This is a genomic window from Mesorhizobium sp. CNPSo 4688, assembly GCF_057784295.1.
In genome coordinates this window covers 261,955-284,453 of the sequence record NZ_JBWLUY010000007.1, presented here as the reverse complement: position 1 = coordinate 284,453, position 22,499 = coordinate 261,955, and the positions used below count along the sequence as shown (strand labels likewise).

24 protein-coding genes are annotated in these 22,499 nt (G+C 62.8%); 9 read left to right on the top strand and 15 right to left on the bottom strand.

The annotated features are described in order from the left end of the window. Nucleotides 1-42: 42 nt before the first annotated feature. The 7 genes from AC04SH_RS15460 to AC04SH_RS15430 all read right to left on the bottom strand — a co-directional run bounded on the left by AC04SH_RS15460 (nucleotide 43) and on the right by AC04SH_RS15430 (nucleotide 6,246). Nucleotides 43-507, bottom strand: coding sequence for a MaoC family dehydratase (locus AC04SH_RS15460; protein WP_477236658.1), 465 nt, complete (start codon nucleotides 505-507; stop codon nucleotides 43-45). After that, nucleotides 504-965 (bottom strand): MaoC family dehydratase, encoded by a 462-nt coding sequence (locus AC04SH_RS15455; protein ID WP_488575670.1) that lies wholly within the window; start codon nucleotides 963-965, stop codon nucleotides 504-506. The genes AC04SH_RS15460 and AC04SH_RS15455 overlap by 4 nt, the downstream gene beginning before the upstream one ends. A gap of 94 nt (nucleotides 966-1,059) precedes the next feature. Then, nucleotides 1,060-2,034, bottom strand: coding sequence for a magnesium/cobalt transporter CorA (gene corA / locus AC04SH_RS15450; protein ID WP_488575669.1), 975 nt, complete (start codon nucleotides 2,032-2,034; stop codon nucleotides 1,060-1,062). Between the two features lie 213 nt (nucleotides 2,035-2,247). After that, a complete protein-coding gene (gene ychF / locus AC04SH_RS15445; RefSeq protein ID WP_488575668.1) occupies nucleotides 2,248-3,351 on the bottom strand; it encodes a redox-regulated ATPase YchF in 1,104 nt (367 codons plus the stop codon). Nucleotides 3,352-3,446: 95 nt separating this feature from the next. Continuing rightward, entirely contained in the window at nucleotides 3,447-4,187 is a 741-nt protein-coding gene (gene pth, locus AC04SH_RS15440) for an aminoacyl-tRNA hydrolase (RefSeq protein ID WP_488575667.1), read from the bottom strand. A gap of 21 nt (nucleotides 4,188-4,208) precedes the next feature. After that, nucleotides 4,209-4,853 carry a 50S ribosomal protein L25/general stress protein Ctc gene (locus tag AC04SH_RS15435; protein ID WP_352588437.1) on the bottom strand — a complete coding sequence of 215 codons (645 nt, stop codon included), beginning with the start codon at nucleotides 4,851-4,853 and terminating at the stop codon, nucleotides 4,209-4,211. Between the two features lie 355 nt (nucleotides 4,854-5,208). Then, nucleotides 5,209-6,246, bottom strand: a complete 1,038-nt coding sequence (locus AC04SH_RS15430) for a LacI family DNA-binding transcriptional regulator (protein WP_488575666.1) — start codon at nucleotides 6,244-6,246, stop codon at nucleotides 5,209-5,211. 283 nt (nucleotides 6,247-6,529) lie between these two features. Here AC04SH_RS15430 and AC04SH_RS15425 point away from each other — a divergent pair, with 283 nt between their 5' ends. The 7 genes from AC04SH_RS15425 (at nucleotide 6,530) to AC04SH_RS15395 (ending at nucleotide 12,693) form a co-directional block, all read left to right on the top strand. Beyond that, on the top strand, nucleotides 6,530-7,549 hold the full coding sequence (locus tag AC04SH_RS15425) for a sterol desaturase family protein (RefSeq protein ID WP_488575665.1): 1,020 nt from the start codon (nucleotides 6,530-6,532) through the stop codon (nucleotides 7,547-7,549). Between the two features lie 98 nt (nucleotides 7,550-7,647). After that, on the top strand, nucleotides 7,648-8,628 hold the full coding sequence (locus AC04SH_RS15420) for a sugar ABC transporter substrate-binding protein (RefSeq protein ID WP_488575664.1): 981 nt from the start codon (nucleotides 7,648-7,650) through the stop codon (nucleotides 8,626-8,628). A 254-nt stretch (nucleotides 8,629-8,882) separates the two neighbouring features. Continuing rightward, entirely contained in the window at nucleotides 8,883-9,884 is a 1,002-nt protein-coding gene (locus tag AC04SH_RS15415; RefSeq protein WP_488575734.1) for an ABC transporter permease, read from the top strand. Next, complete coding sequence (locus AC04SH_RS15410) at nucleotides 9,884-10,675, top strand: ATP-binding cassette domain-containing protein (protein ID WP_203277173.1); 792 nt, start codon at nucleotides 9,884-9,886, stop codon at nucleotides 10,673-10,675. Before AC04SH_RS15415 ends, AC04SH_RS15410 begins: the two co-directional genes overlap by 1 nt. Before the next feature lie 100 nt (nucleotides 10,676-10,775). Further along, nucleotides 10,776-11,087 (top strand): MocE family 2Fe-2S type ferredoxin, encoded by a 312-nt coding sequence (locus AC04SH_RS15405; RefSeq protein ID WP_488575663.1) that lies wholly within the window; start codon nucleotides 10,776-10,778, stop codon nucleotides 11,085-11,087. 1 nt (nucleotide 11,088) lies between these two features. Then, nucleotides 11,089-11,871 (top strand): TIM barrel protein, encoded by a 783-nt coding sequence (locus AC04SH_RS15400; RefSeq protein ID WP_488575662.1) that lies wholly within the window; start codon nucleotides 11,089-11,091, stop codon nucleotides 11,869-11,871. 9 nt (nucleotides 11,872-11,880) lie between these two features. Beyond that, nucleotides 11,881-12,693, top strand: coding sequence for a 3-methyl-2-oxobutanoate hydroxymethyltransferase (locus AC04SH_RS15395; RefSeq protein ID WP_488575661.1), 813 nt, complete (start codon nucleotides 11,881-11,883; stop codon nucleotides 12,691-12,693). 16 nt (nucleotides 12,694-12,709) lie between these two features. On the opposite strand, the gene AC04SH_RS15390 is transcribed toward AC04SH_RS15395, so the two are convergent. Next, nucleotides 12,710-13,138, bottom strand: coding sequence for a MarR family winged helix-turn-helix transcriptional regulator (locus AC04SH_RS15390; protein WP_488575660.1), 429 nt, complete (start codon nucleotides 13,136-13,138; stop codon nucleotides 12,710-12,712). A 152-nt stretch (nucleotides 13,139-13,290) separates the two neighbouring features. Between AC04SH_RS15390 and AC04SH_RS15385 the strand changes: the two genes are divergently transcribed. Beyond that, nucleotides 13,291-14,133, top strand: a complete 843-nt coding sequence (locus tag AC04SH_RS15385; RefSeq protein ID WP_488575659.1) for an alpha/beta fold hydrolase — start codon at nucleotides 13,291-13,293, stop codon at nucleotides 14,131-14,133. A gap of 76 nt (nucleotides 14,134-14,209) precedes the next feature. Here the strand turns inward: AC04SH_RS15385 and AC04SH_RS15380 are convergent, their stop codons facing one another. Together AC04SH_RS15380 and AC04SH_RS15375 are read right to left on the bottom strand one after the other, a co-directional pair. Further along, nucleotides 14,210-15,124, bottom strand: a complete 915-nt coding sequence (locus tag AC04SH_RS15380; RefSeq protein ID WP_488575658.1) for an alpha/beta fold hydrolase — start codon at nucleotides 15,122-15,124, stop codon at nucleotides 14,210-14,212. 151 nt (nucleotides 15,125-15,275) lie between these two features. After that, nucleotides 15,276-16,520: an MFS transporter gene (locus AC04SH_RS15375; protein WP_488575657.1), complete on the bottom strand. Its 1,245-nt coding sequence runs from the start codon at nucleotides 16,518-16,520 to the stop codon at nucleotides 15,276-15,278. Nucleotides 16,521-16,699: 179 nt separating this feature from the next. Between AC04SH_RS15375 and AC04SH_RS15370 the strand changes: the two genes are divergently transcribed. Continuing rightward, nucleotides 16,700-17,629, top strand: coding sequence for an AraC family transcriptional regulator (locus AC04SH_RS15370; RefSeq protein ID WP_488575656.1), 930 nt, complete (start codon nucleotides 16,700-16,702; stop codon nucleotides 17,627-17,629). Here the strand turns inward: AC04SH_RS15370 and AC04SH_RS15365 are convergent. The 5 genes from AC04SH_RS15365 to pgeF form a co-directional block, all read right to left on the bottom strand. Beyond that, a complete protein-coding gene (locus tag AC04SH_RS15365) occupies nucleotides 17,601-18,572 on the bottom strand; it encodes a Bug family tripartite tricarboxylate transporter substrate binding protein (RefSeq protein WP_488575655.1) in 972 nt (323 codons plus the stop codon). The genes AC04SH_RS15370 and AC04SH_RS15365 overlap by 29 nt on opposite strands. A 110-nt stretch (nucleotides 18,573-18,682) precedes the next feature. Continuing rightward, complete coding sequence (locus AC04SH_RS15360) at nucleotides 18,683-19,618, bottom strand: ribose-phosphate pyrophosphokinase (protein ID WP_142869247.1); 936 nt, start codon at nucleotides 19,616-19,618, stop codon at nucleotides 18,683-18,685. A gap of 160 nt (nucleotides 19,619-19,778) precedes the next feature. Beyond that, on the bottom strand, nucleotides 19,779-20,381 hold the full coding sequence (locus tag AC04SH_RS15355; RefSeq protein WP_488575654.1) for a hypothetical protein: 603 nt from the start codon (nucleotides 20,379-20,381) through the stop codon (nucleotides 19,779-19,781). 54 nt (nucleotides 20,382-20,435) lie between these two features. Beyond that, nucleotides 20,436-21,587 carry a M24 family metallopeptidase gene (locus tag AC04SH_RS15350; RefSeq protein ID WP_488575653.1) on the bottom strand — a complete coding sequence of 384 codons (1,152 nt, stop codon included), beginning with the start codon at nucleotides 21,585-21,587 and terminating at the stop codon, nucleotides 20,436-20,438. Beyond that, the gene (gene pgeF, locus AC04SH_RS15345) at nucleotides 21,587-22,381 is read right to left on the bottom strand and encodes a peptidoglycan editing factor PgeF (protein WP_488575652.1); all 795 of its coding nucleotides are present in this window, start codon (nucleotides 22,379-22,381) and stop codon (nucleotides 21,587-21,589) included. Before pgeF ends, AC04SH_RS15350 begins: the two co-directional genes overlap by 1 nt. Between the last annotated feature and the right edge of the window lie 118 nt (nucleotides 22,382-22,499).

The window sequence follows — 22,499 nt, the reverse complement described above, 5'->3', positions numbered from 1 at the left end:
TTTTCCCTTCTCCCCTTGTGGGAGAAGGTAAGAGGCGCGCTGCTACTCCACCTTCACCAGCACGGCGCTATCAAACTCGATCACCTTGTCGCCGGTCGAATCGAAACCTTCCGAGCGCAGCGCGAGCAGCCGCCAGCCGCGGCGGGTGGCGAGCGGGCGGTGGGACAGTGCGGTGCGCATGAAGGTGACGGTTTCTCCGGCATAGACCGGCTTTGGCCATTTCAGGTTCCTGAAGCCGGGCGAGGGGCCGAATTCGGGCACCGGGCCGGGACCGCTCCATCGCGTCGCGTCCAGCCTGCTTTCGAGATTGAGTTTCATCCAGGTGGCGGCGGTGTGCCAGCCTGAAGCGCAGAGGCCGCCGAAAACGCTTTTCTTTGCTGCCTCTTCGTCGACATGAAAGAGCTGTGGATCGTATTTGCGGGCGAATGCCTTGATCGCCTCGGCCTCGAATGTGTGCGAGCCGAGATCGATGGTCTCGCCGATGCGGAAGAACGCGTCGAGGCTCATGCGCCGGCCTCGCGGGTCAGGAACATGACGGTGTTTTCGAGTTCGAAGACGCTCTCGCCACGCTGGTTGACCATTTCGCTGCGAAAGGTGACCAGACCGAGTTGGGGTCGTGACTTCGAAAGGCGCCTGGCGACCACACCAGTCCTGCCCGAAAGCGTGTCGCCGGCCAGCACCGGCTTCTTCCATTTGACCTGGTCGATGCCCGGCGCACCTTGCGCGGTCGAGTCGAGCAGGAAGGCGTCGCACAGCATGCGCATGAAGATCGCACAGGTGTGCCAGCCGGAGGCGGCCAACCCGCCAAGGATGCTGGCCTTGCCGGCTGCCTCGTCGAGATGCATCGGCTGAGGGTCGAACTCGGTGGCGAATTCGACGATTTCAGCTGCACTCACCTGCTTGGCGCCGAGGTCGATCGAGGCGCCCTCGGTGAAATCCTCGTAGGCCCAGCTTTTTGCCGTCATGATCCTAATCCGGTTCAAGGTTGTACGATCACCGGGCATCCGGATGCCGTCCGGGCGGAGTTTGGTCAAGCAATTTTCACTGATCCAGGCCCGGTCAGAGCCAGCCGCGGCGGCGGAAGTACCAGAAGGGCAGGATCGCCGACAGGATCATCAGGCCGATGGCGAAGGGATAGCCGAGCTCCCATTTCAGTTCGGGGATGACGTCGAAATTCATGCCGTAGATCGAAGCCACCAGCGTCGGCGGCAGGAAGATGACGGCGGCGACCGAGAAGATCTTGATGATGGCATTCTGCTCGATCGAGATCATGCCCAGCGTGGCGTCGAGCAGAAACGAGATCTTCTGCGACAGGAAGGTGGCGTGGTCGGCGAGCGACAGCACGTCGCGCGATATGGTCTTGATGCGGGCGCGGATGTCCTTGCTCATCTTGGTCTGGGTCGCGACATGGGCGAGGAAGCCGGTGAGGCGCTGCAGCGAGATCAGGCTGTCGCGGATCGAGGAGGCGATGTCCTCCTTGCGGCCAATGGCCTTGAGCAGTTCCTGGAAATCGCGATTGCGCTTGTTCACCTTGGTCGACCGCGCTTCGAAGATGTCGCGCGAAATCGTCTCGATGTCGCGGCCGGCGCGTTCGAGAATATCGGCGAGTCGATCGACGATCGCCTCCAGCAGGCCGATCAGGATGGTGTTGCCGGTGGTGCAGCCGGTCGCCACTTTCTCGGCGCGCAGCGGAAAGGTCTTGAACGCCTTCGGCTCATGATAGCGGATGGTGACCAGTCTCGGTCCGGCAAGCACGAAAGTGACCGGTGACATCAGCGGATCATCGATCTCGGTCTGCGCCGGCAAAGTTGCGGTCATGAAATAGGCACCGTCTTCGATATAGAGGCGGCTGGAAATCTCGATCTCCTCCATCTCTTCGCGCGTCGGAATGGCAACGCCGAGCCAGGTCTCGATCGTCGTTTCTTCTTCCTTGGTCGGATTCAGAAGGTCTGCCCAGACGACTTGGGCGCCATCCGTCAGGAGATCGTCAGTGACGCGCAGGCGGTCATTGTCGACGACGAAGGCCTTGATCATCGCCGGTCTCCGTTGGTTGAACCCAAGAGGTTTCGTTCGATAGCGATGGGTCCTGCGCGCGCAGCCGTTTCCCACGGAGACGGGCAGGTCGCATGCAGACGGCCTTAGACCCGGGGCCAAGGGCAGTCAAGCGAAGCAGCATGCGGGCTCTTCCACTTGACGCAGCTGTGATCGGCCGCGGTTAGCGAGCCAGCCGCGATATGCCTCGGCGCCTCAAGTGTTGAACTTGAACAGCAGGACGTCGCCGTCCTGGACGACGTACTCCTTGCCTTCGTCGCGCGCCTTGCCGGCTTCCTTGGCAGCCACCTCGCCGCCCAGCGTGATGTAGTCGTTATAGGCGATGGTCTGGGCGCGGATGAAGCCGCGCTCGAAGTCGGTGTGGATGACGCCGGCGGCCTGCGGGGCCTTGTCGCCCTTGTGGATGGTCCAGGCGCGCGTCTCTTTCGGCCCGGCGGTGAAATAAGTGATCAGGTGCAACAGATCGTAGCCGGCGCGGATGACCTTGTTGAGGCCCGGTTCGTCGAGACCGAGCGAGGACAGGAACTCCATCTCTTCCTCGTCCGAGAGCTGGGCGACCTCGGCCTCGATCGCGGCCGAGATCACCACGGTGCCGGCGCCCTGCGCGGTCGCCATCTTTTCCACGGCTTTGGTGTGCTCGTTGCCGGTGGCGGCATCGGCCTCGGCGACGTTGCAGACATAGAGCACGGGGTGCGAGGTCAGAAGGTTCAGCCCCTGCAGGATGCGCAGATCCTCCGCTGAAATGCCCTTGAGCAGGATGCGGGTCGGCTTGCCGGCCTGCAGCAGCTCAAGTGCTGCCTCCATCATCGGCAGCACGGTGGTGGCTTCCTTGTCCTTGCTGCCGGCGCGCTTGCGGATTTGCACGATGCGGCGCTCGAGGCTGTCGAGGTCGGCAAGCATCAGTTCGGTCTCGACCGTCTCGGCGTCGGCGACGGGGTCGATGCGGCCCTCGACATGGGTGATGTCGTCATCCTCGAAGCAGCGTAGCACGTGCACGATGGCGTCGACCTCGCGGATGTTGGCGAGGAACTGGTTGCCAAGGCCTTCGCCCTTGGAGGCGCCGCGCACCAGGCCGGCAATGTCGACGAAGGAGATGCGGGTCGGGACGATCTCCTTCGACTTGGCGACTGCCGCGATCTTCTGCAAACGCGGATCGGGCACCGCGACCTCGCCGGTGTTCGGTTCGATGGTGCAGAACGGATAGTTAGCGGCCTGCGCCGCCGCCGTCCTGGTCAACGCGTTGAAAAGCGTCGACTTGCCGACGTTGGGCAAGCCAACGATGCCGCATTTGAAACCCATGTGTCCGGTCCTATCGGGAAAATAGAAATTTGATGAGGGCTATGGGCGATAGGGGTGAGGAACGTCAAGCCCTGCGGTCCCGATCCTATCGAGGCTCAGTCTTTCTTGCCGAACAGTTTCTTCAGCATGGCGGCCATCGGGCCGGATTCCGGCAGCTTGGCCGGCGCCTGCTGCGGCCGTGCCTGGCGGATGTGGCTCTGGGCTTTCGGGCCTTGCGCCTTCGGCGTCTTGGCCGGCGGGCGGTCGTCGTCGCCGGTCGGCGTTAGCTTGTCGCGCAGAGCCAGCGTGATGCGGTTCATGAACGAATTGTCGTCGCCGTTGGCCAGCAGCCCGGCATCATCGGCGATGGTATCGAGCAGCACGTTCAGCCATTCGCGGTCGGCCTTGGCAAAATCGCCGAGCACGTGGCCATGCACCATTTCCCTGACGCCGGGGTGGCCGACGCCGATGCGCACGCGGCGAAAATTCTTGCCGACATGCTGGTCGAGCGAGCGGATACCGTTGTGGCCGCCGGCGCCGCCGCCGACCTTGACCCGCAATTTGCCGGCCGGCAGGTCGATTTCGTCATAAAAGACAGTCAGCGCCTCGGGGCCGAGCTTGTAGAAGCGCAAGGCTTCGCCAACCGCCTGTCCCGACAGGTTCATGAAGGTCTGCGGCTTGATCAGCAGAATTTTTTCGCCGGCAATCGTGCCTTCGGCGATCAGGCCCTGGAACTTCTTCGACCAGGGCGAAAAGGAATGGCGGCGGGCGATAGCGTCCGCCGCCATGAAGCCGACATTGTGCCGGTTATCAGCGTATTTCGCGCCCGGATTGCCGAGGCCTGCAAAGACAAGCATCGTGCGCTCCGGGCCCGAAAATTACTTCTCTTCGGCAGCAGGAGCCGCCGCTTCGGGGGCTGCCGCTTCCGCCGTCTCTTCCGCCTCCGGCTTCATCGCCGAGGAACCGGCAATGGTCGCGATGGTGAAGTCGCGGTCGGAGATCACCGGCTTGACGCCGGCCGGCAGGGTCACCGCCGAGATGTGGATCGAATCGCCAATGTCGGCGCCGGTGAGATCGACGGTGATGAATTCCGGGATCGCATTGGCCGGGCAGTGGAACTCGACCTCGTGACGCACGATGTTGAGCACGCCGCCGCGCTTGATGCCGGGCGACTTGTCTTCATTGATGAAGTGGACAGGGACGTCGACATTGACCTCGGTGTCCTTGCCAATGCGTAGGAAGTCGACATGGACCGGGAAATCCTTGACCGGATCGAGCTGGAAATCCTTGGGCAGAACCTGGATTTTCTTGCCGTCGACATCGATCGTGGCGATCGTAGTCAAAAACCCGCCGCCATGGATTTTGTAGAAGACGTCCTTGTAGTTCAGCGCAATAGCCAGGGGAGGCTGCTTGTCGCCATAAATAACTGCAGGCACTTTACCGTTGCGGCGAACTGCACGGGCGGACCCCTTACCGACCTGTTCGCGCGCTTCGGCCTTGAGCTCGTAAGTATCGTGGCTCATGGCATTTCCTTTCGCGTGTTATGGAGCGTTTGCGGTGGGCAGTGCGCCTCGACCGTAAACGTCGAAAGCCGCCAGGCCTGGATGTCCCAGAGAACGCGGCCGCTTTGACACGGAGCTTTGTTCGGGATCACCAAGGGGAAGGCAGCCTTCCGCCGCGTTGCCTCCAAGGGTGTCTACGCGGGTGGCGGCTCTATAGCGGAAGGCGGGAAAGGGTGCAAGTCGGTGGCAATGGTCGGTATTGCACTTTGAATTTTGTGCTTTGCACCGCTATCGGACAATTCCAAGTCCAAAGCTGCTGTTAGCACCAGGTAGGCCATTCCAACGACGTTGCGAGTTCGCCGCAGATATCCACCGCCTACATGTTCTCTCGGGTGTAGATCTCGAAAGGCAGGATGGTGGTGACGTTGCCGCTTTCGTTCGGCGCCGAGACGGCGCGGACCATGCCGGCCAGTGCTTCCTGCGCGATGCGGGCGAGCGGGTGCGAGATGACGAAGGTCAGCGTGCCGTCGAGCAGCGCCGGGCGGGTCGAGTCCATCAGTTCGTAGCCTACGACGACGATACTGCCGGCGCGACCGGTGGAGCGGAGCGCAGCGATAGCCCCGGTGATGCCACCGCCGGCGACATAAAGGCCGGACAGATCCGGATTTTCGCTGAGCAGCTTTTCGGTCATCTCCTGCGCGATCGCGCTGGATTCGAAGGTCAGCAGCGGCTCCAGCAGCGTGAAATCAGGCGCGTGCTCGCGGAAATAGGAGCGGAAACCGCTTTCGTTCATCTCCTGGCAGCGATAGCGATGATTGCCGACGAGGATGCCGAGCTTGCCGGGCGCCTTGCAGACATGCTCGAACACCCAGGCGGCGGTGCGCCCGACCTTCCAGTTGTCGAGGCCGATATAGTTGGCATGGCCTGTCGCCGAGATCTGTGAGATCAGCGCGAAGACCGGCACCTTGCGGGCCTGCAACGCATCGACCGCCTGGGTGACGAGAGGATGCACCGCGGCGACAACGCCGACGGCGTCGCACTCGGCGCCGAGCGCCAGCAGGCGGGCGGCGACGTGCTGCGGTGACAGATCGTCGAGAAACTCGGTGCGCAGCTCTATTTCGCAGTCAGGCATGGTCGGCGCCACCGCGCGCAGCGCCTCGGCGACGTTGCGGTAGAAGGCGCGGCCGGGTTGGTGCAGCAGAAAGCCGAAGCGGTAGCGCGGTCGGGCGGCCGCAATGCGGCTGCGCAGCGCGCCCATGCCATAGAAGCCGATCTGCTCGGCCGCCAGCCTGACGCGCTCGCGCGTACCCTGGCGGACGGCGCCGGCGCCGCTCAGCACCCGATTGACGGTGGCCACCGAGACCTTGGCCTCGGCGGCAACATCCCTGATCGTCGGCCGCTTGTTCTGATCCATTTTGTCTCATCAGCCCGTAGTAATTGATACGAAGATATCATCTGCCGTGCACAATTGATATGAATGACACAATCAATTTGGAATAAACATTCTATTCTTGATTCATTTTGGATCAAGATGTTTATGTCAGCAAAAGCAAGCAAGGCGGACGCACCGCCGGCCCAGGGATAGCAGCAGCACAGCGCAGACGGGTTTTCGCCCACCGCCCCCGGCGGTGTCAGGCAGCGTGCGTGTGCGGCCATGTCAGGCGTTGCGGGTGCGGCATTGCGGGTGGAGGATTGGCATGGACGATCTCAAATACGGCGCGCGCGACAAGCGCGGCGACTGGAAGCCGAACGGGCGCATCGAGGGCGCGCCGTTGTGGAACTGGCCACCTAGGCTGCCGAAAATCCTGGCATGGCTGCCCGGCTATATCTGGCCGTGGAATGCGTTCCATATGGCCACGGCGCTGATCTACTGGTTCTATGTCGTTCCGGGCGTCGAGACGATGAAGACGATCAGTTGGGGCTGGGCCCTGTGGCTCTATGCCGTCAACGCCGTGGCGATCCTGATCTTCTACGGCATCTTCGAGTTGCGCTATTACATCAAGCGCGCCCAGGCGACGCGGTTCAAATACAACCACAAATTTCCAGGCGATGCGCCATCGGATGTGTTCTGGTTCCAGAGCCAGAACCTCGACAACTTCCTGCGCTCGTTCTTCATCACCATCCCGTTGTGGACCGTGGTCGAAGTCATTTTCCTGTGGTGCTTTGCCAATGGCTACGCACCGTGGGTCAGCTGGTCGGATCATCCAGTCTACCTCGCCGCACTGGCGCTGATTGCGCCGGCCATCCACGAGGTGCACTTCTTCTTCATCCACCGCCTGATCCACTGGGGACCGCTGTATCGGTGGATCCATTCGGTCCATCACAATTCGATCAACCCCTCGCCGTGGTCGTCGCTGTCCATGCATCCGGTGGAAGGCTTCCTCTATCACGCGGTCGCCTTCTGGCACCTCGTCATCCCATCCAATCCGATCGTCGCGCTGTTCCAGCTGCATGTTGCCGGCTTCGGCGCCGTCAACGGTCATCTCGGCTTCGACAAGCTGGAAGTGACCGAGGACACGGCCGTCGATAGCCATGCCTACGCGCACTACCTGCATCACAAATATTTCGAGGTGAACTACGGCGGCGACGGGCTGATCCCGCTCGATCGCTGGTTTGGCACCTGGCACGACGGCACCAGGGAGGGCGACGCCATGATGGACGCCCGCTTCCAGAAAAAGAAGGAACGCATGAACGCCAAGACCGCGGCGAACCATTGATCACGTGATGCCACGCGCAACGGGAGAGGGTGCGCGCCGGCAGACTAATTCACTGTTTTTCTAAACCCGTCGAACGACGGCAACTGGGAGGAGACGACATGAAGCGTACAATGAAACTCTTGACGGCGATGATGACGGCTGCCGTGCTGGCGACATCAGCCACAGCGGCGATGGCCGACGGGGCGAAGATCTTCGTCATCGGCGGCAAGGCGGACGACCCGTTCTGGTCGAAGGTCAAGAAGGGCGCCGACGACGCCGGCAAGGTTGCCGAACTGACCGGCGGCTCGGTCACCTGGCTCGGTCCGCAGAATTACGACAATCTCGGCCCGGACGCGGCCAAGCTTATCCGCACCGCGCTCAGCCAGAAGCCGAGTGCGATCGTCGGTCCCGACTGGGTGCCCGAGGCCATGGATGACGCCTTCAAGGAAGTCGTCGCCGCGGGCGTGCCGCTCATCATCTACAATTCCGGTGGCATGGATGCAGCCAAGCGGCTCGGCGCCATGAACTATGTCGGCAATGAAGAATACACGGCCGGTCTGGGCGGTGGCGCCTATTTCGGCAACCACGGCGCCAAGAACGTGCTGTGCGTCAACACCTTGCCGGGCTCCACCAACACCGAAGACCGCTGCAAGGGCATCGCCGACGCCATCGGCAAGAGCGGCGGCAAATCGAGCCAGCTGCCGCTGCCTTCATCCAGCTTCGGCAACCCGACCGCGGTCGCCGAAGCGATCAAGGCCGCCGTGTTGAAAGACAATACGCTCGACGGTGTCATCACCATCAGCGCCGGCGACGCCAACAGCGCGGCCAACGCCATCAGCCAGGCCAGTGTCGGCGACAAGGTCAAGCTTGCGTCGTTCGACATGGATGAAACCGGTCTGCAGCGCATCAAGGACGGCACACAATTGTTCGCTGTCGACCAGCAGCCCTATTTGCAAGGCTATCTCGCTGTGTCGCTGCTGAACGGCTTCGTCAATTATGGGCTGGACCTGCCGACGAAACCGGTGCTGACAGGGCCGGGGATCGTCGACGCAGCCAATGTCGCCGCGACGATGGGTGGCGCGGCGGCCGGCGCCCGGTAACGCTCCGCCTTGCCTTCTCCCCTTGTGGGAGAAGGTGGATCGGCGCGCAGCGCCGAGACGGTTGAGGGGTGCGTGACGGATCGCCGTCCTTGCCAAGCTGGAACACCCCTCATCCGTCGCCTGCGGCGACACCTTCTCCCACAAGGGGAGAAGGGGGAGCCATATTTCAAGCCACAACGCCAGGGACCGCGTCGATGACATCCCAAGCCCATCACCAACCCGCAATGGCAGCGACAGCGCCCCCGCACTCTTCGATGCCCTCGATCGGCAGCCTCGTGCGGCGCCCAGAGGTCGGCTCGCTGATCGGCATGATCGCCGTTCTGGTCTTCTTCTCCATCTTCGGCGGCGCCAATTTCCTGTCAGCCGGCGGCTCCGCCAGCTGGCTCAACGTCGCCTCGGAACTCGGCATCATCGCCCTCCCGGTGGGACTGCTGATGATTGCCGGACATCTCGATCTCTCCATCGGGTCGATGATCCCGGCGAGCTCGATGACCATTGCCATCCTATCGGGCCATTACGGGTTGCCTATCATCGTCGGCATCCTCGCAGCGCTCGCCCTCGGGCTGGCCGTCGGCTTCATCAACGGGGTCCTGGTGATCCGCACCAAGGTGCCGTCCTTCGTCGTCACGCTCGCAACGCTGTTCGCGCTGGCCGGCCTGACGCTCGGCCTCTCGGTCATCCTGTCCGGCAGCACGAGTGTGGCGCTGAAGAGCGGGCCGACCGCCAAGCTTTTGTTCGGCGACTATCTCGGCGGCAAGTTCCAGGTCACCTTGTTCTGGTGGATCGCCATCATCCTGATCGTCGGGTTCATCCTGAATTTCTCGCGCTTCGGCAACTGGATTCTGGCCATGGGCGGCGACGCTGTCAGCGCCCGCAATGCCGGCATCCCGACGGACCGGGTGACCATCGCGCTGTTCATGAGCAGCGGCCTGTGCGCAGCCTTCGTCGGCATGTCGCAGGCGATCCTCTACAACAGCGCCCAGGTGGCGGCGGGGCAGTCTTTCATCTTCAACTCGATCATCGCGGTGGTCATCGGCGGCGTGCTGCTGACCGGCGGCTACGGTTCGGTGGTCGGCATCGTGCTCGGCACGCTGACCTTCTCAATCGTCAACCAGGGCATTTTCTACACCGGTTTCGACGCCAACTGGGCAAGCCTGATCATCGGTGTCCTGCTGCTCGCCGCCGTGCTGATGAACAACACCTTCCGCACCATGGCGCTGACCTACGCGCCGCGCACCAGACAGAGGGTCCGCTGATGACAACGCCCTTGCTCAAGTTGACCGCAATCAACAAGTCGTTCGGTCCGATCGACGTCCTCCACGACATTTCGCTGGAGGTTAACGCAGGCGAGGTGCTGTGCCTGCTCGGCGACAATGGCGCCGGCAAATCCACGCTGATCAAGATCCTCTCCGGCGTCCACAAGCCGACATCGGGGACAATGGAAATGGACGGCAAGGCGGTCGAATTCGCCAGCCCGCGCGATGCCAGCGATCATGGCATCGCCACCGTCCACCAGTTTGGCGGGACGTTCGCGCTGATGAGCATCGGCCGCTCCTTCTTCGTCGGCGCCGAGCCGACACGGCGCTGGGGGCCGCTCACCATCTATGACCGCAAGCGGGCCAACGAGATCGCCGTCACCGAGATGCGGCAGCTTGGCATTACCCGCATCGACGACGGCGACCGCCTGGTCGGTGGGCTGTCCGGGGGTGAACGCCAGGCGCTGGCCATCGCGCGCGCCGTGCATTTCGGCGCCAGCGTGCTGATCCTCGACGAGCCGACCGCGGCCCTTGGCGTCAAGGAGGCGGCGCACGTGCTGCGCATCGTGCTGCAGGCACGCCGCAAGGGCATCGCGGTCATCTTCATCACCCACAATGTCGTCCATGCGTTGACTGTCGGCGACCACTTCGCCGTGCTGATCAGGGGCTCCAAGGCCGCCGATTTCCGCAAGGGCGAGAAAAGCCGCGAAGCGATCACCGATCTGATGGCCGGCGGCGAGCAGATGGCAGAGCTTGAAGCCGAGATCGAGAGCTTCAGCGCAACACAGTGAAGACGCCCATCTCCTCCTCCCGGGCATCTTCCTGTGCGGCCGGCGGAATTCCGCCGGCCGCCTTTTCAACCAACCAGAGACAAGCTTGCAGGAACCGGCAATGGCAAAGTGGATTGATGCGTGTGCGACGGACGATATCGAGGAAGAGGATGTCATCCGCTTCGATCACGAAGGCCGGACCTTCGCCATCTTCCGTAGTCAGGACGATGCATTCTTCTGCACCGACGGGCTGTGCACGCATGAGAAGGTGCATCTCTGCGACGGGCTGGTTATGGAATACAGGATCGAGTGCCCGAAGCACAACGGCGTGTTCGATTACCGGACCGGCGAAGCGGTGCGCGCGCCGGTCTGCGTGAACCTTAAAACCTACAACACGAAGGTCGAGGACGGCCGCGTGTATATCGAGGTCTGACATGTCCGACAGTTTTACGCTTGCGGCTTGCGCCGAAATGCTTTGGCGCGACCGGCCGATGGAATTCCGCGTCAAGCGCCTCACCGAAATGGGCTTCCAGATCGGCCTGTGGAACTGGCCTGAGCACGACCTCGCAATGCTGGAGAAATCCGGCGCCACCTTCTCGATCATGAACGGCTATCTGCGCGGCCGGCTGGCCGATGACGAGGGCGCCGCCGAACTGTTGAAGACGGCAAAGGAGACGGCGGCGGTCGGCAAGCGCCTCGGCGTCGCACGGCTCAATCTGCACGGCACGGGACTGGGCGAGGGCGGCCTGCCGGTCACACCTTGCGAGGCCGTCACCGGCGCGATGTGGCTCAAGGCGCGCGACACGCTGAACCGCGTTGCGGACCTCGCCGAGGCCGAGGGCGTGACCTTCACACTGGAGAATTTGAACCTTCCGGTCGACCATCCCGGCGTGCCGTTTGGGCGCGCGGAAGACACGCTGGCGCTGGTGTCGAGCGTGAACCGGCCGGGATTGCGCCTCAATCTCGACCTCTACCATGCGCAGATCGGCGAAGGGAATCTGATCGAGCTCTGCCGCGCCTGCCTGCCATGGATCGGCGAGGTCCAGGTCGCCGATGTCCCGGGACGCATGGAGCCCGGCACCGGCGAGATCAACTACCGCGGCATCGCCCGTGCGCTGAAGGACATGGGCTATCGCGGACCCGTGGGCATGGAGGCGTTTGCCTCCGGTGATCCCGAGGCAGCCCTGCAGGCCTTCCGCGAAGCTTTCACCATCTGAGGAACGAGAATGGTCACCAAGAGTAGTCGCCCCACCGTCGCCGACATCCGCGCCATGAAGAGCCGCGGACAAAAAATCACCATGCTTTACGTCACGACGCTCGAAGAGGCGGGGACAGCGGATGCGGCCGGCGTCGACATACTGTCGATCGAGGGCCGCTTCTTCTCACCAGCGATGCGCGAGGCGGCCGGCCGCTGTTTCGTGCAGGTCGGGCTGCCCTACGGCCCCGCCGGCGATCTGGTCACCGCAGAGGATTATCTCAAAACCGCCTACCACTTCATGCGCATCGGTGGCGACTGCTTCTACTGTGCCGCCTCGCTCGATATCCAGAAGGCGCTCTGCGACAACGCTGTACCGGTTGTCGCCCATGTCGGTCTGATCCCGTCGCAATGCACCTGGACTGGCGGCTTCAAGGCCGTCGGCAGGACCGCCGAGAGCGCGCGTGCGGTGTGGGATCATGTCAAGCGCCTGGAGGTCATTGGCTGCTTTGGCGCGGAGCTGGAGGTGGTGCCCGACCGGATTGGCGAGCTGATCACCAGGAATACGCCGATGATCATGCTTGGCATGGGCGCCGGGCCACATGCCGACGCGCAGTATCTTTTCAGCGAGGACGTGCTCGGCCACACCACCGGCCACAGACCGCGCCACGCCAAGACCTACCGCAACTTCGCCGCCGAGTATGAACGGCTGCAGCGCGAGCGTGTCGCCGCCTATCGCGAGTTCATCTCCGACGTGCAGACGGGCGCCTATCCCGAACAGCAGCACGTGGTCCCTATCACCGATACGGAGCTGTCCACTTTCAAGGCAGCTCTGGGGCTGTAGCGATTTTCAGGCCGGCCTAGCGGTCGCCGCTCAACGTGTCGCGCAGGGCCTGAATTTGCCGGTTCAGGGCATCCAGCTCTGCCAGCGTCATGCCCGAGCGCTCGATCAGGGTCTCGTTGAGGCAATTGCACTGGACGAGCAGGGTGCGGCCGGCTGGGGTCAGGTCGACCTGCACCTGGCGCTCATCGGTGTGGCTACGCTGGCGGGTGACGAGACCTGCCTGCTCCATGCGCTTGACCAGCGGCGTGATCGTGCTCGATTCCAGGGCAAGCCTGTGCGCAATCGAGCCGACCGACATGCCGTCGGCCTCGGCAAGCGCGTTGAGCACGAGGTATTGTGGATAGGTGATGCCCATCTCGTCCAGCATCGGCTTGTAGGTTCGGTTGATCGCCATGCTGGTGGCGTAGAGGGTAAAACAGATCTGGTTGTCCAACGGGAGAGGCACGACACATTCCTTTGCCGACTGAGCACTTCAGATATGTACCACGAAAAATGATATCGCGATACATATTTTCTGTAGACAAGGGTTTCAGTCTGCGATACTCATATCTTTATCGCGATATTGATTATCGCGAAACGTAATAAACGGAGATTGAGATGACCAAACCCGGCAGCAGCACGATCACCACGAAGGACGGTACCGAGATTTTCTACAAGGATTGGGGGAACGGCCAGCCCATCGTTTTCCATCACGGCTGGCCGCTGAGCAGCGACGACTGGGACGCCCAGATGCTGTTCTTCCTGTCGAAGGGTTACCGCGTCATTGCCCATGATCGGCGCGGCCATGGCCGCTCGACGCAGACCGATACGGGCAACGAGATGGACACTTATGCCGCCGATGTCGCCGAACTTGCGGCGCATCTCGACCTCAAGGGCGCCATCCATGTCGGCCATTCCACCGGTGGCGGCGAAGTGGCGCGCTATGTCGCGAAGTACGGCTCAGGCGGCCGTGTGGCCAAGGCTGTCCTGATTGGCGCTGTGCCGCCGATCATGCTGAAGACGCCGGCCAATCCCGGCGGCCTGCCGATCGAGGTCTTCGACGGTTTCCGCTCCGCACAGGCCGCCAACCGCGCCCAGTTCTTCCACGATGTTGCGGCCGGCCCGTTCTACGGCTTCAACCGTCCCGGCGCCCAAGTCTCGCAGGCTGTGGTCGAAAATTGGTGGCGCCAGGGCATGATGGGCGGCACCAAGGCGCATTATGATTGCATCAAGGCGTTCTCGGAAACCGACTTCACCGACGATCTGAAGGCCATCGACGTGCCGGTGCTGGTCATGCATGGCGACGACGACCAGATCGTTCCCATCGCCGACTCCGCGCTGCTGTCGGTCAAGCTGCTCAAGAAGGGCGAGCTCAAGGTCTACAAGGGCTTTCCGCATGGCATGGCGACGACCCATGCCGACGTCATCAACGCGGACCTCCTGGCCTTCATCAAGGCCTGATACTGTCGACTTGGAACAGGCAAGGCACCCGCCGTCAGGCGGGTGCCTTGTGCTTTCATCGAAATGTCCGCGTGGCCTATTTGGCAAGAAAACCCGTGATCAGCTTGACGGTGGCGTCGGGGTTTTCCTCCATGATCCAGTGACCGGAGTCCGGCACGATGCCGCCCGTGACATCGGTCGCAACCAGCCGCAGGATATCGGCCTGCGTGGTGCCGGCGGATTTTTCGCCGCCAACAGCCAGGACCGGCATGGTCAGTTTGCCGCCGGCTGCAAGCATCGCCTGGTTGTCGATCGCATCCTGGTCAAAGGCCTTGAACTGCTCGAAAGCGTCATGCATCGCATGCGGGCGGGCATAGAGTTTGGCGTAGTGCTTTCGCGTTGCCTCGTCGATCTTCTTCGGGTCGGCCGACAGCTCGTTGTAGAAGCGATCGAGATAGATGCGCTCGCGCCCCGCGACCAGCCGCTCCATATCCGGGCCGCGGAAGTTGAAGTGCCAAAGCAGCGGGCTTTGCTTGATTTTTTCCCAGTCGCCGATGCCGGGCAGCGGTGCATCGATGATGACCCATTTGGTGATGCGCTTGGGATATTGCGCAGCAAGCGCATAGCCGACCATGTTGCCGATGTCGTGGGTGACCAGATCTGCCTTGTCGATCTTAAGCGCGTCCATCACCCCGGCGATATCAACGGCCTGGTTCTTCTTGGTGTAGCCGGCTTCCGGGTGGGAAGACCGACCCATGCCGCGCAGGTCCGGCACGATGACGGTGTGGTCCTTCGCAAGCGCCGCCGCCGCCGCGCCCCACATGTCTCCGGTATCGGCGAAGCCGTGCAGCAGCACGACAGCGGGACCCTTTCCGCCGACGCGCACATGGAGTTTGGTGCCGTTGGTTTCGACGGACTGCGTCTTGAAACCTGGCGGAAAAGGAACGATGCGTGCCGTAGCCTGCACGGTAACAAGAAGCACGCCCAACACGGCCAACACGATCTTGCGCATATCATTCTCCAGAGACGTTGAGGATCTGTGGCAGCGTCGCCCCGCGCACACGTTTCGAACACTAACAGGCTTTTCACCTAGCGCATGGGAAAGAATCAATAAGGGCGTGGCAGCTGCCACGCCCTTATGTCGAGTCCTGGAGATCGGTGTCTTAGCTGGCTATCGCCTGCGCCTTCCTGGCTTCCTTCATGTTGGGCAGGAACACCGTCAGCAGGCCGAGCAGCGGCAGATACGAGCAGACCTGGAAGACGAAATCGATGCCCTTCATGTCGGCAACGACGCCGAGCACGGCGGCCGCGATGCCGCCCATACCGAAGGCGAAGCCGAAGAAGATGCCGGCGATCGTGCCGACACGCCCCGGCACCAGTTCCTGCGCGAAGACGACTATGTTGGAGAAGGCCGAGGACAGGATCAGGCCGATCAGCACCGTCAGCACCATCGTCCATTCGAAATTGGCGTAGGGCAGCGCCAGCGTGAAGGGCAGCACGCCGACGATCGAGAACCAGATCATCGCCTTCTGGCCATAACGATCGCCGAACGGACCGCCAAGCAGGATGCCCAGCGCCGAGGCGCCGAGGAACAGGAACAGCATGATCTGGCTCATCTGCACCGAAACACCGAACTTATGGATGGAATAGAAGGTGTAGTAGCTGGAGAGCGAGGCGATGTAGGCGTTCTTGGTCAGCACCAGCAGCGTCAGCACCGCCAGCGCTCCCATGACCTTTTTACGCGGGAAGGGCGAGACGAAGCTTGCCGCCTTGCGGCTGCCCTGCGCGGCGCGCATCCGGCTGTACCAGCCGCCGACACGCGACAGAACGATGATGCCGATCAGCGAACCGACGGCGAACCAGGAGATGCTGGTCTGGCCGAAGGGCACGACGATGAAGGCAGCGAGCAGCGGCCCCATCGACTGGCCGAAATTGCCGCCGACCTGGAACAGCGATTGCGCCAGGCCAAAGCGGCCGCCCGAGGCGAAACGGGCAATGCGCGAGGATTCCGGATGGAAGATCGCCGAGCCGATGCCGATCAGCGAGGCGCCGACCAGCAGCAGCGCGTAGTGGCCGGCATAGGCGAGCACGATCAGGCCGATCAACGAGGACGCCATGCCATAGGGCAGCGAATAGGGCATTGGCCGCTTGTCGGTGATCATGCCGATGACCGGCTGCAACAGCGACGCCGTGACCTGGAAGGTGAAGGTCAAAAGACCGATTTGCCAGAAATCGAGACCGTAATTCTCTTTCAGCAGCGGATAGATCGCCGGCAGCAACGACTGCATGATGTCGTTGATGCCGTGGCAAAAGCTCACCGCCAGGATGACGGTGAAGGCGGTTGCCTGGACTGAAGGGAGGCTGGCGCTCGGGGTTGGCGCAATGCTGGTGGCTGTCGTATCGGTCAAGGCAGGCTCCGAGGTCTTTTTGGCGGGTGTTTGCCCGCAGGCAGGCTTGGCGGCCGCTCCTGCGGACCGCCTTAGGACGCTCGTCTGAAGCGCCTTGGGGGACGGTTGCCTTATAAGCTGCTTGCGAGGCGACTTCTTTCGTGGTTTGGTCCAATAGTTTCGCAAGTGGGCCATAGCCAATGCCACATGGCAGGGACATCTTCCGCGCCGGCAATGCCGATCTCGGCCGATTGCACGAAAGCCGTTGGCAGTGGCTGGAGGAGGTTTCCGGGCCGGCGGTGGCTTTGCCGACCGAATATCCCGACGGTTATCATGTGCCGCAACACCGCCACAGCCGCAGCCAGTTGCTGCATGCGCTGGTCGGTGTCGTGCTGGTGACGACCCGGTACGGGCGCTGGATGGTGCCGCCCGATCACGCAATGTGGATACCGGCCGGCACCGAGCATTCCGTCGAAATGCTGGGCGATGTTTCGATGCGCTCGGTCTATGTCATGCCGGGCGCGATCCCCGGCCTACCGGAAGGTTTGCGCGTCGTCGGCGTCACCGAACTGATGCACAGCCTGATCGTCGAATCGGAAAAGCTGCCTCAAGGCGGCGAACTGGAAGGACGCGGCGGGCTGATCATGAACCTGCTGTTGCATGAAATCCCGATCTTGCCGGAACGGCCGCTCGGGCTGCCGTTCCCGTCCGATCCAAGGCTGGCGGCACTGTGCCGGCGCTTTGTTGCGGCACCGTCGCCCCATGCCACGATCGACGAGTGGGCCGATGCCGCCGGGATGAGCCGGCGCTCTTTCACGCGCGCCTTCCACCGCCAGACCGGCCTGTCACTGTCGACATGGCGCCAGCAGGCTTGCTTGTTTGCAGCACTGCCCAGGCTCGCTGACGGCGAGCCGATCACCAGGGTGGCGCTCGATCTCGGCTATGACAGCGTGCCGGCCTTCATCACCATGTTCAAGCGCATGCTCGGCGCCTCGCCGCGCGGCTATATGCGCGGCGCGCGCGACAATGGCGAAGCCATGCGGCGAGCCCCGCCTCGGCTTGAGGCTCCGGCACCCCTAAGGAGCACCGGAGCGGACGCCGCTAGTCCATCTGGACGCCGCTGGCCTTGACGATCGGCTCCCATTTGGCGAGCTCGGCTTTCACATGCGCGCCAAGCTCTTCCGGGGTGGAGGCCACGATCGAGGCGCTGAACTGGGCCATGCGGGCAACCACGTCCGGATCTTTCAGGGATTCAATTGCCGCTTTCTGAAGAACGGCGATCACTTCCGTTGGCGTGCCCGTAGGTGCGAACAGAGCGTTCCAGCTGTAGGTTTCATAGCCGGGGATGGTCTCGGCAATGGCCGGTATGTCAGGGAAGGAGGGGACGCGCTCCTTGGTGGTAACGCCGAGCGCTCTCAGTGTTCCGCTCTTGATATGCCCTGACGAGGACGGAAGGTTGTCGAACATCATCGGCACCTGATTGCCGATGACGTCGTTCAAGGCCGGTCCGGCGCCCTTGTAGGGAATGTGCTGCATGCTGACGCCGGCCATGGTCTTGAAAAGCTCGCCGGAGAGATGCAGCGGGGTGCCATTGCCCGAGGAGGCGTAGGCGTATTTGTCCGGATCCTTCTTCAGCATCTCGATCAGTTCCTTGACGTCCTTGGCGGGGAATGCAGGGTTCACGACCAGGACGTTCGGCACCAGGACAAGCAGCGATATCGGCGCAAAATCCTTCTCCGCATCGTAAGGCTTTGTCTTGAGAATCAAAGGGTTGAGCGCGTGTGTCGCAACCGTGCCCATGAGGATTGTGTAGCCGTCCGGTTCGGCCCGGGCGACCTGGGCAGCGCCAATGCTGCCGCCGGCGCCGCCGACATTCTCGACGACAATCTGCTGCCCCAGCTTCTCGGACATCTTGTTGGCGACGAGGCGGGCGACCAGATCCGTGGAGCCGCCGGCGGAAAAGGGGACAACCATTGTGATGGTCCGGTCCGGAAAATCGGCGGCCCAAGCCGCCGGCGCCGAAAAGGCGGCCGCGATGGAAACCGCAAGCCCGAGCAAAGTCCTACGCCGCATCTGCTACTCCTCCATTGTTTGGAGGGGCAGTATGCCATGCCAAGCGCGTCAGGAGAAACGTCCGGTGCCCGCAACCACGCAGATTACGGGCCGCTAATATGGGCGTCCGCTTAGTCGAACAGGCTCGACACCGACTCTTCGGTCGCCGTGCGCGAGATCGCCTCGCCCATCAGGTCGGCGATGGAGATGACGCGGATATTCGGGGCGTCGAGCACGCCCTGCGTCGGCTGGATGGAATCGGTGATAACCAGCTCCTGCAGCTTCGAACCGGCAATGCGGGCCACCGCGCCGCCCGACAGCACGCCATGGGTGATGTAGGCAGTGACGCTGGTGGCGCCGTTGGCAAGCAGCGCGTCGGCGGCGTTGCACAGCGTACCGCCGGAATCGACGATATCGTCGATCAACAGGCAATCCTTGCCGGCAACGGCGCCGATGATGTTCATGACTTCGGATTCACCGGGGCGTTCGCGGCGCTTGTCGACGATGGCCAGTTGGGCGTCGAAACGCTTGGCCAGCGCACGGGCGCGCACCACGCCACCGATGTCGGGCGAGACGACGACGACATTGGCAAGCTGCTTGTATTTCGCCTTCACGTCGCGGGCCATCACCGGCACCGAGAACAGGTTGTCGGTCGGAATGTCGAAAAAGCCCTGGATCTGGCCGGCATGGAGATCGAGCGTCAAAACGCGGTCGACACCGGCGCGGGTGATCATGTTGGCGACCAGCTTGGCCGAGATCGGGGTACGGCCCGACGCCCGGCGATCCTGCCTGGCGTAGCCGAAATAGGGGATGACCGCGGTGATGCGCTTGGCCGAGGAGCGCATGAAGGCGTCGATCATGATGAGCAGTTCCATCAGATGATCGTTGGTCGGGAATGAGGTCGACTGCAGGATGAAGACATCCTCGCCGCGCACGTTTTCCTGGATTTCGACGAAGATTTCCTGATCGGCGAAACGTCTGACGCTAGCTTTCCCCAGCGGGACGTTGAGATAGCGGGCGACCGCTTCGGCCAGCACCCGGTTGGAATTGCCCGCGAAAAGCTTCATGCACCGTTCCTGGCGAAGGATGGAGAGGCCCGACAGACTCTCGAAAGCCCCTTAACCGGGCTTTTAGCGAGCCGCGCCGGTATTGCAAGCCTCGTCAACCGGATTCCCGCCGGCTAATCTCAAAAACGTCAACGCATGACGAATACCGGTAACAGGCGGATCAGCCGGCGCTGCTGCCGAGCCAGGCCGCGAACTGGTCGATCGTCTGGTCGGCGATTGCCTGCATGGTGGCGGGGGCGACGGCGGGCCAGCCCTCGGCGCCACTGACTGAGGCCGCCTTCTGCTGGCCGTTGATGCGGTGCAGCCGGTTGCCGGCGGGGTCATAGACGTCCCAGACATAGATGACGGTGGTGTCCTTGCCTTCCGTCATGGTCGAGAAGTAGCCCTTCAGCACATGGGTGGCTGTCTGATCGGTGCTGCCGGCAAGGGTGATGCCGCGCTGCCTGGCGCGGGTCTGGAGTTCGGCTGTCAGCGGCGTTGCCGCTTCCACCGAGGCCCCGACGATCGGCGCGATCTGCAACCGCGTCTTCGACAGGGCGGCGGCGCTCTGTGCGGGATTGGCGGGTGTTGTGGCGCCGACGGCCGGCGGCGAGGGCGTGCCAACTGGCGCGGTGCCTGGGGTTGCCGACGGAGGCTGGGCCGGTTGGGCAGAGGCTGCCGGCGGCGTGATGGCGGACGGTTCGAGGACGTCCTTGGCGTTGGTGCAACCGGCCAGCACAAGCGCCGCGAGCAATGACACGGTCGTCACACGCGATCGTCTCATCTGCCCGAAACTCCTTAGCCGTGAACGCGCCCGCGTGGACCAGCCATTATGGATTCACTGTACGATCAAGTCGAGATCATGGCGTGAAAGCGGCTTCGGCTGGGATTCGGTGGTCAGGTAGGTGCGGCCAAGCGTCATTGCCGTCTCTGTTTCGGAGTCCATGATGATCATGTGCGCGAACAGCGTCATGTTGGGCGCGATCGGCTCGGGATTGCCCTGGTAGAACATCGGCATGTCCATCCAGGAGGGGGTGAAGCGGGCGCCGACCGAGTAGCCGCAGGCGTTGAGCCGGTGCTTGGTCAGATTGTGCGCTTCCAGCGTGCGGGCATGGGCGTCGAAGACGTCGCCGAAGGTGTTGCCCGGCGTCATCGCCTTCTCGACCGCCAGCAGGGCGGCGCGGGCGGCGTCGAACAGCTCCTGATGGCGCTTCGAGACCTTGCCGGTCAGCACCGTGCGCATCATCGGCGCGTGATAGTGGTGGAAGACACCGGCCCATTCGAGGGTCAACTGGTCGTTCTTGGTCAGCTTGCGGCGCCCCGCCTTGTAACGGCAGAGCAGTGCGTCGACGCCCGAGCCGATGATGAATTCATTGGCCGGATAGTCGCCGCCGCCGGCAAAGACCGCGCCCTGCATGGCGGCAAGGATCAGCGCCTCATCGCAGCCCTGCTTGATCAGCGGCAGGGCCGCGTCGAGCGCGTCGTCCGACAGGTTGGCGGCTTTTTCGGCCTTGGCGATTTCGGCCGGGCTCTTGAACAGGCGCAGCCGGCCGACAATGCCGGAGGCGTCGGCGATCTGGCCAAAGGTCTGCAACTGCTCGTCGACGCGGCGGCCATTGAAGGCGGTCAGGCCGTGGGTGTCGTATTCGACGCCGATGCGGGCGCCGAGCAGATTGAGGTCGTTGAGCAGGTTGCGCAGGTCGATCGCCGGGTTGGCGCCGTCGCGGTCGGTCCACAGGACGATCTTGTCGATGATCGAGGTGTGGCGCGCCTGGCGCAAATCGGCTGAGCGGGTGAGCAGCACCATCGAGCCATCGGCCTTCACCACCAGGCACTGGAAGAAGCAGAAGCCGAACGTGTCGTAGCCGGTCAGCCAGTACATGCTCTCCTGGGCGAAGAGCAGCACTGCGTCGAGCTTCTTCTCGGTCATCTCGATCATCAGCCGGTCACGCCGGGCGTCAAACTCCGAGCGTTCGAAATGCAGCGCCATTATTCATTCTCCAAAACAATTGCCGAAACCTGCCGACCGTAGTCCGGTTCCTTGCGATGCGTCGTGCGCCGGTAGGAATAGAAGAGATCCTCCTCGGCATAGGTACAGCGGCCAAGCCCCTCGGCGGTCACGCCGGCCTTCTTCAGCCGGTCGATCGTGTAGAGGTTGAGGTCGAACATCGCATGCCCCGGATTGGCCGAAGGGATGAAATAGCTGATGTTTTCGGCATCAGCTTCGACAAAACGGGCGACGAATTCCGGACCGACTTCGTAGTTTTCAGGGCCGATGGAAGGCCCGAGAACAGCAACGATGCGCTCTCGGCGGGCGCCGAGGCTTTCCATCGCCGCAATGGTGTTTTCAAGCACGCCCGTGAAAGCGCCCTTCCAGCCGGCATGCGCCGCACCGATGATGCGCGCTTCGGCGTCCGCGAATAGTACCGGGCCGCAATCGGCTGTCGAGGCACCGATGGCGATGCCCGGCCGGTCGGTGACGACGGCGTCGGCCTTGGGCCGTGGACCGGGGAAGGGTTCGTTCACGATGACGACGTCGGGCGAGTGAACCTGATGCGCAGTCAAGAGATGGCTGGCCGGCACGCCCATCCAGGCAGCGACGCGGCGGCGGTTCTCGGCGACCAGCGTCTGGTCGTCATCCGAGCCGGTGCCGATGTTGAGCCCCTGGTAGATGCCGCTGGAGACACCGCCGATACGGGTGAAGTAGCCATGGCGGATGCCTCGCGGCTTCGCCGCTTCCAGCAGCGGCGAGCGAACAGGATCCGGTTTGGTCTGATTCAGCATGGATGGGTTTGTTGTCCGCGCCAGCGCTTTCGTCAAGGCGAAGTTCGGCCAAGCCAATGCGGCAGCCATGCCGCATTGGCTCCGAGTTGGCGAAAAGCGGGCATTCGACTATAGGCAA

Coding starts and splice junctions, on each gene's coding strand:
- AC04SH_RS15385 (WP_488575659.1), top strand. CDS start 13,291: ATGACCAAACCCGGCAGCAGCACGATCACCACGAAGGACGGTACCGAG.
- AC04SH_RS15370 (WP_488575656.1), top strand. CDS start 16,700: ATGCCACATGGCAGGGACATCTTCCGCGCCGGCAATGCCGATCTCGGC.
- AC04SH_RS15355 (WP_488575654.1), bottom strand. CDS start 20,381: ATGAGACGATCGCGTGTGACGACCGTGTCATTGCTCGCGGCGCTTGTG.
- AC04SH_RS15410 (WP_203277173.1), top strand. CDS start 9,884: ATGACAACGCCCTTGCTCAAGTTGACCGCAATCAACAAGTCGTTCGGT.
- pth (WP_488575667.1), bottom strand. CDS start 4,187: ATGCTTGTCTTTGCAGGCCTCGGCAATCCGGGCGCGAAATACGCTGAT.
- ychF (WP_488575668.1), bottom strand. CDS start 3,351: ATGGGTTTCAAATGCGGCATCGTTGGCTTGCCCAACGTCGGCAAGTCG.
- AC04SH_RS15420 (WP_488575664.1), top strand. CDS start 7,648: ATGAAGCGTACAATGAAACTCTTGACGGCGATGATGACGGCTGCCGTG.
- AC04SH_RS15350 (WP_488575653.1), bottom strand. CDS start 21,587: ATGGCGCTGCATTTCGAACGCTCGGAGTTTGACGCCCGGCGTGACCGG.
- AC04SH_RS15460 (WP_477236658.1), bottom strand. CDS start 507: ATGAGCCTCGACGCGTTCTTCCGCATCGGCGAGACCATCGATCTCGGC.
- AC04SH_RS15360 (WP_142869247.1), bottom strand. CDS start 19,618: ATGAAGCTTTTCGCGGGCAATTCCAACCGGGTGCTGGCCGAAGCGGTC.
- corA (WP_488575669.1), bottom strand. CDS start 2,034: ATGATCAAGGCCTTCGTCGTCGACAATGACCGCCTGCGCGTCACTGAC.
- AC04SH_RS15395 (WP_488575661.1), top strand. CDS start 11,881: ATGGTCACCAAGAGTAGTCGCCCCACCGTCGCCGACATCCGCGCCATG.
- AC04SH_RS15425 (WP_488575665.1), top strand. CDS start 6,530: ATGGACGATCTCAAATACGGCGCGCGCGACAAGCGCGGCGACTGGAAG.
- AC04SH_RS15455 (WP_488575670.1), bottom strand. CDS start 965: ATGACGGCAAAAAGCTGGGCCTACGAGGATTTCACCGAGGGCGCCTCG.
- pgeF (WP_488575652.1), bottom strand. CDS start 22,381: ATGCTGAATCAGACCAAACCGGATCCTGTTCGCTCGCCGCTGCTGGAA.
- AC04SH_RS15400 (WP_488575662.1), top strand. CDS start 11,089: ATGTCCGACAGTTTTACGCTTGCGGCTTGCGCCGAAATGCTTTGGCGC.
- AC04SH_RS15365 (WP_488575655.1), bottom strand. CDS start 18,572: ATGCGGCGTAGGACTTTGCTCGGGCTTGCGGTTTCCATCGCGGCCGCC.
- AC04SH_RS15405 (WP_488575663.1), top strand. CDS start 10,776: ATGGCAAAGTGGATTGATGCGTGTGCGACGGACGATATCGAGGAAGAG.
- AC04SH_RS15435 (WP_352588437.1), bottom strand. CDS start 4,853: ATGAGCCACGATACTTACGAGCTCAAGGCCGAAGCGCGCGAACAGGTC.
- AC04SH_RS15430 (WP_488575666.1), bottom strand. CDS start 6,246: ATGGATCAGAACAAGCGGCCGACGATCAGGGATGTTGCCGCCGAGGCC.
- AC04SH_RS15415 (WP_488575734.1), top strand. CDS start 8,883: ATGCCCTCGATCGGCAGCCTCGTGCGGCGCCCAGAGGTCGGCTCGCTG.
- AC04SH_RS15380 (WP_488575658.1), bottom strand. CDS start 15,124: ATGCGCAAGATCGTGTTGGCCGTGTTGGGCGTGCTTCTTGTTACCGTG.